This window comes from Halalkalibacillus halophilus DSM 18494 (genome assembly GCF_000423105.1).
Taxonomy (GTDB): domain Bacteria; phylum Bacillota; class Bacilli; order Bacillales; family Alkalibacillaceae; genus Halalkalibacillus; species Halalkalibacillus halophilus.
The window spans coordinates 46,181-58,915 of record NZ_AUHI01000008.1 but is presented as its reverse complement, the minus strand read 5'-3'; the positions used below and the strand labels follow the sequence as shown (position 1 = coordinate 58,915).

14 protein-coding genes and 2 riboswitches are annotated in these 12,735 nt (G+C 38.2%); of the genes, 11 read left to right on the top strand and 3 right to left on the bottom strand.

From position 1 onward, the window contains the following. The first annotated feature begins 6 nt into the window (after positions 1 to 6). Both G532_RS0105970 and G532_RS0105965 read left to right on the top strand, forming a co-directional pair. The gene (locus G532_RS0105970) at positions 7 to 288 is read left to right on the top strand and encodes a hypothetical protein (RefSeq protein WP_027963978.1); all 282 of its coding nucleotides are present in this window, start codon (positions 7 to 9) and stop codon (positions 286 to 288) included. A 59-nt stretch (positions 289 to 347) separates the two neighbouring features. Beyond that, positions 348 to 584, top strand: coding sequence for a hypothetical protein (locus G532_RS0105965; protein WP_027963977.1), 237 nt, complete (start codon positions 348 to 350; stop codon positions 582 to 584). 62 nt (positions 585 to 646) lie between these two features. Here G532_RS0105965 and G532_RS0105960 read toward each other — a convergent pair whose 3' ends face one another. Further along, positions 647 to 1,765: a S8 family peptidase gene (locus G532_RS0105960; protein WP_027963976.1), complete on the bottom strand. Its 1,119-nt coding sequence runs from the start codon at positions 1,763 to 1,765 to the stop codon at positions 647 to 649. Between the two features lie 358 nt (positions 1,766 to 2,123). Between G532_RS0105960 and G532_RS0105955 the strand changes: the two genes are divergently transcribed. The 3 genes from G532_RS0105955 to G532_RS0105945 all read left to right on the top strand — a co-directional run bounded on the left by G532_RS0105955 (position 2,124) and on the right by G532_RS0105945 (position 3,829). After that, the gene (locus G532_RS0105955) at positions 2,124 to 3,026 is read left to right on the top strand and encodes a helix-turn-helix domain-containing protein (protein ID WP_027963975.1); all 903 of its coding nucleotides are present in this window, start codon (positions 2,124 to 2,126) and stop codon (positions 3,024 to 3,026) included. Further along, complete coding sequence (locus G532_RS16030; RefSeq protein ID WP_156882550.1) at positions 3,023 to 3,163, top strand: hypothetical protein; 141 nt, start codon at positions 3,023 to 3,025, stop codon at positions 3,161 to 3,163. The genes G532_RS0105955 and G532_RS16030 overlap by 4 nt, the downstream gene beginning before the upstream one ends. Positions 3,164 to 3,418: 255 nt before the next feature. Further along, the gene (locus G532_RS0105945; RefSeq protein ID WP_027963974.1) at positions 3,419 to 3,829 is read left to right on the top strand and encodes a hypothetical protein; all 411 of its coding nucleotides are present in this window, start codon (positions 3,419 to 3,421) and stop codon (positions 3,827 to 3,829) included. Between the two features lie 43 nt (positions 3,830 to 3,872). Here G532_RS0105945 and G532_RS0105940 read toward each other — a convergent pair whose 3' ends face one another. Both G532_RS0105940 and G532_RS0105935 read right to left on the bottom strand, forming a co-directional pair. After that, on the bottom strand, positions 3,873 to 4,208 hold the full coding sequence (locus tag G532_RS0105940; RefSeq protein ID WP_027963973.1) for a type II toxin-antitoxin system PemK/MazF family toxin: 336 nt from the start codon (positions 4,206 to 4,208) through the stop codon (positions 3,873 to 3,875). Next, a complete protein-coding gene (locus G532_RS0105935; protein WP_035512632.1) occupies positions 4,205 to 4,492 on the bottom strand; it encodes an AbrB/MazE/SpoVT family DNA-binding domain-containing protein in 288 nt (95 codons plus the stop codon). Before G532_RS0105935 ends, G532_RS0105940 begins: the two co-directional genes overlap by 4 nt. A gap of 326 nt (positions 4,493 to 4,818) precedes the next feature. Here G532_RS0105935 and G532_RS0105930 point away from each other — a divergent pair, with 326 nt between their 5' ends. From G532_RS0105930 to G532_RS0105900, 6 genes are all read left to right on the top strand, one after another. Next, positions 4,819 to 6,492, top strand: a complete 1,674-nt coding sequence (locus tag G532_RS0105930) for a YndJ family protein (RefSeq protein ID WP_027963971.1) — start codon at positions 4,819 to 4,821, stop codon at positions 6,490 to 6,492. Between the two features lie 39 nt (positions 6,493 to 6,531). Beyond that, entirely contained in the window at positions 6,532 to 7,482 is a 951-nt protein-coding gene (locus G532_RS0105925) for an arsenic resistance protein (RefSeq protein WP_027963970.1), read from the top strand. Positions 7,483 to 7,682: 200 nt separating this feature from the next. After that, positions 7,683 to 7,863, top strand: a riboswitch (cobalamin riboswitch). Between the two features lie 162 nt (positions 7,864 to 8,025). Then, positions 8,026 to 8,466: an acyl-CoA thioesterase gene (locus G532_RS0105915; protein WP_035512661.1), complete on the top strand. Its 441-nt coding sequence runs from the start codon at positions 8,026 to 8,028 to the stop codon at positions 8,464 to 8,466. 100 nt (positions 8,467 to 8,566) lie between these two features. Next, a riboswitch (cobalamin riboswitch) is annotated at positions 8,567 to 8,748 on the top strand. Positions 8,749 to 8,880: 132 nt separating this feature from the next. Next, positions 8,881 to 11,166 (top strand): ribonucleoside-diphosphate reductase subunit alpha, encoded by a 2,286-nt coding sequence (locus G532_RS0105910; protein ID WP_027963968.1) that lies wholly within the window; start codon positions 8,881 to 8,883, stop codon positions 11,164 to 11,166. Positions 11,167 to 11,182: 16 nt separating this feature from the next. Further along, positions 11,183 to 12,223: a ribonucleotide-diphosphate reductase subunit beta gene (locus G532_RS0105905; protein ID WP_211220356.1), complete on the top strand. Its 1,041-nt coding sequence runs from the start codon at positions 11,183 to 11,185 to the stop codon at positions 12,221 to 12,223. A gap of 3 nt (positions 12,224 to 12,226) precedes the next feature. Further along, entirely contained in the window at positions 12,227 to 12,667 is a 441-nt protein-coding gene (locus tag G532_RS0105900; protein WP_027963966.1) for a flavodoxin domain-containing protein, read from the top strand. Positions 12,668 to 12,735 lie beyond the last annotated feature (68 nt).

The window sequence follows — 12,735 nt, the reverse complement described above, 5'->3', positions numbered from 1 at the left end:
GTACATATGAAATTAAAAAATATTGCATTTTCCATCGTCCTACATTTGTTCTTAGGCTATCTATGGTTAATATTCATTTATCACGTGGTTGGGATCGCAAATTCATTGGACCAAACTTTTCTAATTGGTGGACCTTTAATCTTAATCGGAACACTATTATTTTTTGAAATTGTTAGGAGGGTTTATCCTTCAAATGAATACCAACCAAATCATCCTGTGAAGTTAACTGGATATGTTTCGTTTCTATTAGTAATGGTGATTCATGTATTCATAGTTAACTTAATATAATTGTTTATCCAATTATTCAAAGGAAACTTTTTATTGAGTGAAGGGAAGGTGTACAAACTGTGAAGGAAATAGGAATTGCTTTGATTGCAACTATATTTTTATTTTTTGTTTCTTTTATAATTGTCTTGCCAATTCTCTCTTATATTTTTGGTTATGGCTCTGTCGAAGGTTATAACCATCTGATCACACATTCATTGATTATCACCTTAATTTTTACTGTTATTGCTTGTTCTATGATCGGTTCGAAATATATTATTGAGCAAATACAAAAAGAGAAGGGAAAAGAAGTAGAGTAGGAGTTTATTCTTTTTATAAAATAGATAGGGAGGGTTTCCCGTTCCCCTCCCTATCTAATAGCCTAATGCGTAATCGCTTGGTATGACTTAACTAATCCACTACCGTAGTAGTTAGAGTTACCTAAGTTCTGAGCTGTCTGTTGTAAAAGTGATCGTAATTGGACATTTGAAAGATGCGGCTTAGCCTCCCAAACTTGTGCTGCCACCCCTGCTACGTGTGGTGATGCCATGGATGTTCCGTTTAATGAGCTATAGCCGTTTCCTGGCACAGTACTTAAAACACCAACTCCTGGTGCAGCTAGCTCTACAGCTGGGCCGTGACTTGAGAAGGAAGCGCGGTTGTTATTCTGATCAACTGCTCCGACTGCAATTACCGAGTCGTACTTAGCTGGGTAACCTACTGTGTCCCCCCAACCCCATGAGTTTCCACTATTTCCTGCGGCTGCAACAACTAGGATTCCATTATTGTAAGCTAAGTCAGAGTACTGTTGTAAAATGGATGAACTAGACGGGCCACCTAGACTCATATTAATGATGTCCATCCCATTTATAATCGACCACTCAATTCCTTGTGCAATCCCCGAATACGATCCACTACCATTGTTGTCTAAAACTTTAACTGCATAGAGGTTCGCATCTGGTGCGACCCCGAGTACACCTGTGTTATTATCTAATGCTGCGATAGTACCTGCTACGTGTGTCCCATGTCCATCCCCATCATAATAAGGTGAATCGCCAAATACAGAATACCCTCCAGACACATTCAAATCGACATGCGACCTGTCAATTCCAGTATCTAATACAGCTACATCGATCCCATCACCAGTGTAGCCATTGTTTTGAGAAGTAGTCCCTTCTACTCGAGGGATTCCCCAAGGTGTTTGTTGGGCAATTGCTTTTGCTTCTGCATCTTTTTCCACAAATTTAATTTGCGGGTGGTTTTTCAGCCCTTTTGCTTGTTGTTCGGTTAGTTCTAAATGATAGATCGGAAGTAAACTAAATTCGTGAAGAATTTCTTCCTCCTCTACACCAAATGCGTTAAGGAGTCCTTGCTTAGCTGGTCCATCAAACTGAACGAGATACTGATCTTGCTTACCTGACTGGGAATCGTCTGCAAATACCGTCTGAAAAGGCACAAGAAGTAAAACGAGAACACTTAAGAGAACCAATAACTTTTTCACGACATCTACCCCTTTCAAATTTTATAACCGCCAATGTGATGGGGCATCAATAGTTACCACAAATATATGTGTTGGTAGATTGAGAGAAAAAACAAGCGATAATGGGGGAATATTATACTTATTTTTTCAATGTTGGAATTTTCAGAACATTAATGGTAAACTATTGATAAGTTGAACATTAGAGGTTATTAATTAGAATCTACCATACTACTATTTTGGATGTATTTGCGGTTTAGAGCTATTTACGACATCTACCCTATCAATTACGCCGTCTTTCTTTGCATTTGATGAAACAATATAATAATAGGAATATTTTGTTGTTTTGTAATCTAATTTGAAAGAATAGGGTGTGAGGTAGGTGAATTTGGATAAATTCAGCAAGGTGCTTAAGCAGGCTAGACTTGATGCAGAAATGACGCAGAAGCAACTGGCAGAAGGGATCTGTACCCAGGCACAGATTAGTAAACTAGAAACAGGAGACGAATTCCCCTCTAGTATTACACTTCATTTGATTTCCAAAAAGCTAGGCTTGGACGCAGAATATTTTTTTCATCAGATTGAGTCAGATCGAGTGGATTATATCGATGATGTAAAAGAATTTGCAAGAATCTATCGCCGAGATAAAAATTATTTAGAATTAAATAGATTAATGAAAAGTGAGCTAAAAACGCCGCTGGCAAAACAAAATCAAGAATTTTTACAATTTATTTTATGGCATTTAGGCATATCTGAGTTTTATTTAAATAAAGATAAAAATATAGCATTAAAATTTTTGATGGATGCTTTGAAAATGAAATCAATCGTTTCCAATAGGGTTCGGGAACTTGAGATCCTAAATAGTATAGCAATTGTACTTTATGAATCTGATAACTACCAGTTTTCATTGAAGGTTTTTGATCTTGCTTTAGAGAAGTTGCATGGTTTTCCAGTGAACAAAGATTACACAATCGAATTGAGATTATTATATGGTGCATCGAAAACTGCTCTTAAAATTGGCAAGCTTTCCTATGCATTAAGCTATAGTCAACAAGGTGTTAAAGTTTGCAATCGTAATGAAACTTTATATTTATTGGGCGAGTTATATTATCAGATGGCAAGAAGTTTGAAACATATGAATCACTTGAAAGCAGAAGAATTCTTTTCTAAATCGATTAGCACTTTTTTGTTAGAAGAAAAATATGATTACGCTGAAATTGTTGAAAAAGCTTATATGGAATATAGAAGTGAGCTTAATAAGGAGAAAGGAGGATTAATTATATGAAAAAATTACTTACAGGTATTGTTGCAGGAATTATTCTAACAGCAGGACTTTCGATGACATCTGTTACTAGCCAAGCTGGTAGTTTAAATGACTTACCAGTTCATATCTTTGATGAAGATTTACCAAGTCAGCATTAAATTGTAAGGGTAGAGAAAATGGTTTTGCTCAGAAGTTTTTCTTAAATAAAATACACACTATTTCACACGTGAATTCTTAATTGAATTTGCGTGTTTTATTTTTTAAGACAAAGGAGTATAAGGTGCTGGAATGTGAAGAAAGATTCTCACGGTTGAAATTTTAAGTAAGGTTAAATAGAAAATTATGTTAAAGTTAGTATAAGAATATTTTATGAATTTACATAAGGTTATTGAGTGTAATAGGAGGCGGATAACTTGAAGAAAAACAAAATAATGTTGCTCGTTTTGTCTGTTATTTCCTTAGGATTTATATGGTGGATTTTCATTTCTAATTCAAGTGCAGAAGTTAAGAGTTTCACGTATGAGATAGAAGAAAACAACGATGAACTTATTTTTGAAGTGCAATTTCAATTCAGCAACGAATCAACCAATTCTAGCTATGCGAATATAGTTTTAGACAGTTTCTTTTATGAATACATTAAAAACCCGGAATCTATTGAACCTATTCCTATAAAAGATGGGCATGGAGTATCTGGTTCCACAAGAATAATTATTAACAAAGAAGACTTCACTTCAGACTTTATTGAATTGTTGAAATCGAAAGATAGAAACCCTTTCCGTGCTATAACTATAGGAGAAGAAATTGACTTGTACAAATTTGAGTAATTGGTTGTTCTCTTAATTATAAAAGTATTGTATATAAAGTTTGTTAAGATATAAACGTATGGATCATATCGATACATTCCTGAACAATACTCTCCGGCACTGTATCTCGGTAGTTGTAATTTCGAGCTTTCCAATCGATACTTTTCACTTGGTCTGTTAATACATAGCCTGAAATTTTAGAAGTTGAAGGCAAAGACACTTCGAATGGCCAATCTCCACTTTTAGATCGAATAGGACACACGACTGCCAAGCCAGTTTTTTGGTTAAATGCTTCGGGACTTAATATAAGGCAAGGGCGATTCCCAGCTTGCTCAACACCAGAATGAGGGTTGAAATCTAAAAAGCCGAGATCACCCTTGCGTGGAACGTTTAAACTCAAATCATTTCCTTCCCTTCTGCTTTTCCAAAGTCATAGTCTAAGTGTGGATTCTTTTTGCATTCTGTTTTTGCTAATAGATCATCTAATGTCGGTTTAGTGTTTATAGGTTTCACAACCATTTCATCATCTAATAATCGTAATTCTAATTCAGAACCATTTTCGACACCTAGGCTTTTAGCGTAGTGGTTAGGAATGCGAATTGCTAAACTATTTCCCCATTTTTGAACCTTTGCCACTTGGCTCACTCCCTTAGTTGTATCACTACGTTTATTTTGTGACTTCATTATAACACCTCGTTTCTACAATGTATATACTTTATGTATATCCAACTTTTGTAGAAACATTCTATTATAGAGAGAAAATGTGCTAAATATCTAGATTGTTTAAATTATATGGTATTGTACTAGCTCTGGCTTTAACTCCTATATGTTAGAATTAATTTTGGAAAAGCCACCTAAATATGTTCAGGTAATAACTTATTCAGTAAGTTTTAAGAATATAGAGGTGCGTCTTCGACTAAGTACGGTACTAATAAAATTGAAATATCTCAGCATGTAAAGAAGGAACCTTGACCGTTTTTAAAAGGAATGTGAACTAAGGGAGAGTTAATATGAAGAAATTTACTATCACACAAGCAATATTAGGCGCACTTCTATGGGGAGTGTCATTATCCTTTCTCACGGTGTCCCTTATTGAAATATTACTTTTGTTTGCAATTTTGGTGATCTTGCCACTGACGCTTGCTTTAACGGAAACTCAAGATCGTCAGGGTCGTTTCTTCAAATCTTATAAACTCTGTGTGTATGCCTATCCGGTCGCAGCTGTTTTAGCGTTAATAAGTTTTATATATCCTCCTGGCTTGGTTGGGGGTATGTTTTCACTAGGTTGGCTCTTATGGACTTTATTCGTTTTCTTTTATGGATTATCAAGGCTCCTAGCGCGCGGTTTTGCCTACTTAGAAGAAGTCAGTATCGATGTCGGTTTAATGTATATGGCTTTAGGTGGGGCATGGTTTTCGATTTTCCAGTTTGGAATAGATGTGATGGACTTTGGGGCTCAGATTATCTTGCTTACGGCTATCCATTTTCATTTTTCTGCATTAATCACGCCCATTTTCATTGGGATGTTAGGAAGAAGCTCAAGGCAATCTCAAGGTAGTGTTTCCATTGTTTATCGTGTGATGGCGGTGGGTGTGATCATTAGTCCAATGGGTATTGCGATTGGAATTACTTATTCACGTCTCATTGAGTTTATGTTTGTTGTGGTGTTTGTGATTAGTTTGGGTGCGTATGCCTACTATACCGTGGTTAAAGGTCGTAAGCTGGTGGATCACACTTTAGCTTATTTACTTCTGTTACTTTCTTCTCTTACTATTGTGTTTACGATGTTGCTCGCGTTTTACTACGGGCTTGGTAGATTGCTACGAGCCGAGCTTATCTCTATTCCTGATATGGTGGTTGTACATGGAATTGGTAATGCTTTTGGGTTTGTGTTGCTAGGAGTAGTGGGGTGGCTGTTGGTTCGCCCAGGTATGGCGTTTAAGCCGTATGGCGTGACCTATAGTCGTTTGTATGGAAGGTGGAAGATTGGAGCTGACTTTTTCCACCGATCGAACTATATTCGTGAGGGTAAGGTTAATGGGTTGGTGGATGACTTTGATATTTTTCATCAAAAGAATTTTAATGCGGCTGATGTGGATCCCCAAGTGAAGGACTTTTATGAAAATACGTTATCGCATCACTTGGTGTCACAAACGACTTGGCTTAAAGGGTTTCATTTTCTATCACTACTCTATAAAGGAGTCAGCTCGAGAATAGAACAAATCGACCTTCCCTTAAATCACGAAGATCAATCGTTAGGTGTGGAAAGTGAGATCCGCATAGTAGATAGCGAAAAAGACGGCCGAGACGTTATTCGAGCATGGGTGAGGACGTCTAGGAAAACAAAGAAAGCTTTGTTCGTCGCCGCATACTCTTATCATAAATATGACGACTGGGCATATATGAACATTGCGCTCCCCTTACCACTCGGCCAAATGACTGGGATCCTTCGACCGGAAAATAAGCTTAATAATTTAATTCTCACCAGTGAAGCTTTTAAAGGTGGAAAGGGTGATGAAGGAATCTATTACGTTACGAAATGGTTCCGTATTCGTTTACCTATTGATGAACGATTTGTCGTCTGGAAGTCAGACAAGGAAAAGGAAGACCTTAAAGCTACTCATGAAATGTGGATGTTCGGAATACAGTTTCTTTCTATTGATTATTCTATTTCGAAGCGGTAGGGGATTAAACATTGATGAAAACATAAGGAGCTAAACATTATGTCGAGAATGGATAAATTACAGCCTATTATGATTTTACTATCAATATTAGTGGGGGTGGGATTAAGTACAGTGCATGTAATTGAAAATTATGCAGGCACTATAGTCATGCCTGCATTGATGTTGATGTTGTATGGTATATTTCTGACCGTTCCATTCAGGGAGTTTATATCAGTCCTTCATCATAAAAGAATAGTTTTTGTGACGCTCATAATTAACTTTGTGTGGACACCACTACTCGCCTTTGGACTAGGATGGATTTTCCTAGCAGAGCAACCTATGCTATGGGTTGGGTTTGTCATGTTAATGGTTACTCCTTGCACAGATTGGTACTTAGTTTTCACCAAAATTTCAAAGGGGAATATCGCTTTATCGTCTGCTTTGCTTCCCATTAATTTGCTTATTCAATTGCTTTTATTACCTTTATATATTTATGTTTTCTTCGACAATTATGAATTCGTGGGGATGTTTCCAGTTGTTCAGGGGGTTTTACTCGTCTTCTTGATTCCATTGCTTCTTGCAGGAATCACGCGATTACTGAGTCGAGTTGAATATTTCAGATTTGATTTGAAAGATAAGGCTGAAGCGATATTTATAAAGGGAAATATCGTGTTTCTATGTATTGCAGTTATCGCTATTTTTGCCTCAGAAGCCTCTGTATTAATGAGCGAAATCCAACTCGTTTTACTTATGGTCTTTCCGTTGCTTATCTTTTTTGCCAGTAACTTTGTGTTAGGAAGCACGCTTAGTCGTCGTATGAAATTATCACACGACAAAAAAGTGAGTCTAATTATGGTCACGTTAGCCAGAAACTCCCCAATCGCACTGGCCATAGCAGTAGTGGCATTCCCAGAGGAGCCAGTGATTGTGCTCGCACTGATGATCGGTCCGTTAATCGAGCTCCCTATTTTAGCTTTAGTGGCAAGGGTGTTGATGGGCTGGAGAGATTAGGGTTATTTTAATAGTTTCCTTCATAAATAGGAAATTTGATGATAGGTGAAATATTACAACGACTTCCAGTTAACAGCAAATCTCCAGAGCAATAGAAGGAATTAGAGTTGCAATTTTCTAACATTCTTAGTTTCAAAATTAATTGACAACCATCTCCTGAAAAGAGTACGTTTAACTATGAGGGGTTCCCTCGATATTGACAATTGAATGCGTTCGATGGTGGCTTTTTATAAAAGCTGAAAAGGGAAGCACGGTGAAAATCCGTCACGGTCCCGCCACTGTAATGGAGGATTCATATGGATAACCCACTGTTCAAGGAACGGGAAGGGCTATATGGAGTTGATTCTAAGTCAGGAGACCTGCCATCGGAAAGAACATTTTTACCTACGGGAGATAGGAGGATGTTACATGAAGAGAAGCCAACATTGTATGTCGGTGAATGTCTCTGTGTAATTTCGTACACCTTCTTTTAGAGGGTGTATTTTTTATTTCAAAAAAAGAGGGGGAATAGATGTGAATCCATTACCAGTGAGTCATTCTAAGATGACTCAGACTCGATTGGTGCTGCCGCCGGATACGAATCATATGGATACGATTTTTGGTGGGAAAGTATTGGCTTATATTGATGAGATTGCTGCGTTAACTGCTATGAAACATTCTAATTCGGTGGTGGTGACAGCTTCAATTGATTCGGTTGATTTTATGTCATCTGCTCAAGTTGGAGATGCACTTACTTTGGAGGCGTTTGTAACAAGTACGGGCAGATCTTCGATGGAAGTGTATGTGAAAGTGTATGCTGATAATTTATTGATTGGTAAGCAGGAGATGACAACGGAATCATTTTTGACTATGGTGGCAGTGGATGAAAATCGGAGGCCGAAAGAAGTGCCGAAAATTATTCCAGAAACGGATGAAGAGAAGCGCTTGTTTGAGACGGCTGATTCTAGAAAACAACATCGAAAGAATCGAGCTGGATTAAGATAAAATTAAAGTCTATTTATCTATTGATATTTTTCCATGAGTAGTTTAAACTGTGTTTAGACACAATATATAGTGTTTATATTGTTTAAAAAATCTATATTTAGTAACGCCGTGATGTGAGATGCCGTAAAAGGCTTTAAGGGAATCTGGTGAAAATCCAGAACTGCCCCCGCAACTGTAATGCTGACGAACAGAGTTGAAACCACTGTGCGATGGATCGTATGGGAAGGGCTCTTAGTAGGTGGAAGCATGAGTCAGTAGACCTGTCTTACATTCATGTAGTTTCACCCTCTTCGGGGACTGAGAGGATGATTCGGGGGCCCCGTGTACATATTTTATATCATATGTCCGACGCGCTGTCGTTTCATCCGCTCAATACTAATTGAGTGGATTTTTTATATTTTAGGAGGAATAGCCGTGGATACAGTAGTCGTAGATGACGTTATAGTTGAGTTGGAACGTAGATCGAAAGAGTTGAATTTAGATATTACATCGGTGAAGGAAAAAATCAAGCAGGCACAAGCAGATGGATCTTTAACGGATGCTAGTGAGTATGCGATGTTTTATGCTTTGAACCACATTGATATGGGGGAGCCTGAATGGACGTTTGTTGCTGCACATTTTTATTTGCAATCGTTGTATGAAGAGGCTGCTCGTAATCGTCAGGAAAGTGTTGGTGTGAAGTATGGTGATTTTTATTCCTTAATTGAAGAGATGACGTCTAAAGGAATTTATTCTTCGCAACTTTTAGAGTCGTATTCTAAAGAAGAGATGGAACGATTAGGGACGCTTATCAAGCCCGATCGTGATCAATATTTTAATTATATCGGATTATTTTTATTAGCTGATCGCTATTTAACTAAGGATCATGATGGTCATTTATATGAGTTGCCACAAGAGCGTTTTATGATTATTGCGATGATGTTAATGAAAGAAGAACCAAAGGAAAATCGGATAGCTTACATTGAAGAAGCTTACTGGGCAATGAGCAATTTATACATGACGGTTGCGACACCGACGTTATCTAATGCTGGGAAGAGTCATGGACAGTTATCTTCTTGTTTCATTGACACCGTTGATGATTCGCTAGACGGTATTTACCAAAATAATTGGGACATTGCTCGCCTGAGTAAAGATGGTGGCGGAATCGGTATCTATTATGGAAAAGTTCGAGCACTTGGGTCTGACATTAAGAAATTTAAAGGGAACTCTTCCGGAGTCGTTCCGTGGATTCGTTTAATTAATGATACGGCCGTAAGTGTGGATCAACTAGGGCAGAGGCAAGGAGCTGTAGCAATTTATCTAGACGTTTTCCATAAAGATATTATGAATGGATTTTTAGATTTAAAAACAAATAATGGGGATGAACGCCGAAAAGCACATGATATTTTTACTGGAGTTTCTATTCCTGATTTATTTATGGAGCAGCTTGAGAAAGTGGATGAAAATGGGCGTAGTGTTGGTGATTGGCATACGTTTTGCCCGCATCAGGTGAAGCAGTTCATGGGCTGGAAGGATCGCGATGGGCAATTATTAGGTCTTGAAGATTTTTATGATGAAGAAGACAATCGAGTGTTTACCGAGCGTTATTATGAAGCGGTGAATCATCCGTTGTTGCCTCGGAAAACGTATCGGGCTATGGATATTATGGCGCGTATTATGGTAGCTCAGTTAGAAACAGGGACGCCATATATGTTTTATCGCGACGAAGTGAATCGTCAAAATGCGAATAAGCGTACAGATGAGATTGGTCGGGCTTCGATTTATTGTAGTAATTTATGTACGGAAATTACGCAAAATATGTCGCCGACTACGATTCAAAATGAATATATTGATGATGATAACAATATTATTATGGTGCGAAAGCCGGGCGACTTCGTAGTTTGTAATTTATCTTCTATTAATTTAGCGCGTGCTGTGAAAGCCGATGTGCTGGACCGACTTATTTCCATCCAGGTTCGTATGCTTGATAATGTGATTGATTTAAATACAATTCCGGTAAGACAGGCACAGATTACGAATCAAAAGTATCGAGCTATTGGACTAGGTACATTTGGTTGGCACCATTTACTAGCGCTTGAAGGGATTGAATGGGAATCGCATGAGGCTGTGGATTATGCTGATAAGCTTTATGAGACGATTGCTTATCATACGATTCAGTCGTCGATGGAATTGGCGAAAGAAAAAGAGTCTTACCCGATGTTCGACCAATCAGAATGGGTCGATGGGACTTATTTTGACCGAAAAGGGTATGATTCAGATGTTTGGCAGGAGCTGAATCAAAATGTTCAAACGCATGGGATGCGAAATGGATACTTGATGGCAGTTGCTCCGAATTCTTCAACAGCGAAAATCGGTGGTTCCACTGATGGGATCGATCCAATTTATGCCGTCGAATATGCGGAAGAGAAGAAGAATTTCAAATTTAAAGTAACGGTTCCTGATTTAACGCATGAGACGTATCCGTACTATCGAAAGGCGCGCCACGAATTAGATCAACACTGGAGTATCCGTCAAAATGCTGCTAGACAGCGCCATGTCGATCAAGGTGTGAGCTTTAACCTATATGTTCGCCATGATATTAAGGCGAGACAGTTACTGGAGTTACATCAAGAGGCGTGGAGAAATAGATTGAAAACGACGTATTATATTAGAAGTACTTCACAGTTTGAAATCGAAGAATGCGAAGCTTGTCACAGCTAAGAGAGGAGTTTTGACGATGGAACAGACACTTAATAAAATCAAATTATTAAATCCAGAATATCCGAATAAGGCAACAGGGATTGTGAATGGCAAAGCTTCTGGTTTATTAAACTGGAATGACATTGCCTATCCTGAAATGTATGATTTGTATCAAACATTGTTATCGAACTTTTGGAAAGCTCAAGAGATTAATATGCAGGATGACATTAAACAGTGGGATCACTTAACATCTACGGAGCAGGATGTATTTTTAAGAATTAATACGCAGTTGGCATCTCTGGATAGTTTACAAACGCCAACGATGTATCAAGTGATGGACTATGTGACTGATCCTAGTTTCAAAGCCATTTTTGCTGTGATTTCTCAGCAAGAGGCGATTCATAATGAGTCTTATTCTTATATCTTGAGTTCGCTTGTTCCTACTAGTGTGCAGAAAGAGGAATTCAATCGTGCGAAAGAAGATCCGATTGTGAAGAAAAGAAACGATTTGATTCTTGCTTCTTATGAACAGTTTAGAGACGAGCCAACACCGGAGCATTTGTTTAAGCTGGCTGTAAATTCGATTAATTTAGAAGGGATTTACTTTTATGCGGGATTTGCGTTCTTTTATCATCTTGCCAGGCAACAAAAGATGATGAAAACAAGTACGATGATCAGCTATATCCAGCGTGATGAGATGCAGCATGCTTATTTTGTTTCTCAATTTTTACGAATATTAATTAGTGAAAATCCATCTTTGAACTCTCAGAAAAATATCGAGTATATTTATTCGACGATGAAGGAAGCTGCGACATTAGAGAAGGAATGGGCTCACTATGTATTGAAAGATATTGAGGGAATTTCGCTTGAGGAATTTGATCATTACGTGGAGTATCTTGTGAATAAGCGTTTAAGACAAATTGGATTAGACCCAGTTTATGAAGAACGTGATAATCCGATGCCTTGGATTCATGTATTTAGTGATGAAATGATCAACGAAACGAAGTCGGATTTCTTTGAACAGAAATCACGAACGTATAGTAAGGTGACAAACTCCAATGATTTTGATGAGTTGTAAGCTATGAGAGCAGCGGTTATTTACACGAGTGCAACGGGAAATACAGAGGAGCTCGCTAGTTGGGTCTATGAAGCGTGGCTGAAGCGAAATTCGAAGATCGAATGGTATGACGTAGAAGATGTTCCTATAGACGAGTTAGGGGAGTTCGACTGCCTTGCGATTGGAACTTTTACTTGGGGAAATGGAGAAATCCCAGATTCGATGATGGATTTATATGAAGCATTGGAAGAGCAAGACGTTTCAAATGTATCTGTTGGCATCTTCGGCACGGGTGATCGTTGTTACCCACATTTTTGTGGCGCGGTTGATGCCTTTCGGGATATGTTGTATGTCCATGCGAACCTTGCTGTTACCTTGAAAGTAGAGCTTTCGCCGATGCAGTCAGAACGGGAAAAGTGTGAAGCGTTTGTTGACAGGCTTGTGCGTGAAGTCGTGTATGTTTGAGCATTAGTGTGAAAGCCGTTCATGTAAATTTAAGAAGTGGTCATTTCCAACTGTTCGTTGTTGATGAC

What these genes read in the sequence shown, in the direction of transcription:
- G532_RS0105935 (WP_035512632.1), bottom strand. Translation starts at nt 4,492, where the DNA reads ATGAAGTCACAAAATAAACGTAGTGATACAACTAAGGGAGTGAGCCAA.
- G532_RS16030 (WP_156882550.1), top strand. Translation starts at nt 3,023, where the DNA reads ATGAAAAAATTACTTACAGGTATTGTTGCAGGAATTATTCTAACAGCA.
- G532_RS0105915 (WP_035512661.1), top strand. Translation starts at nt 8,026, where the DNA reads ATGACTCAGACTCGATTGGTGCTGCCGCCGGATACGAATCATATGGAT.
- G532_RS0105930 (WP_027963971.1), top strand. Translation starts at nt 4,819, where the DNA reads ATGAAGAAATTTACTATCACACAAGCAATATTAGGCGCACTTCTATGG.
- G532_RS0105905 (WP_211220356.1), top strand. Translation starts at nt 11,183, where the DNA reads ATGGAACAGACACTTAATAAAATCAAATTATTAAATCCAGAATATCCG.
- G532_RS0105925 (WP_027963970.1), top strand. Translation starts at nt 6,532, where the DNA reads ATGTCGAGAATGGATAAATTACAGCCTATTATGATTTTACTATCAATA.
- G532_RS0105900 (WP_027963966.1), top strand. Translation starts at nt 12,227, where the DNA reads ATGAGAGCAGCGGTTATTTACACGAGTGCAACGGGAAATACAGAGGAG.
- G532_RS0105970 (WP_027963978.1), top strand. Translation starts at nt 7, where the DNA reads ATGAAATTAAAAAATATTGCATTTTCCATCGTCCTACATTTGTTCTTA.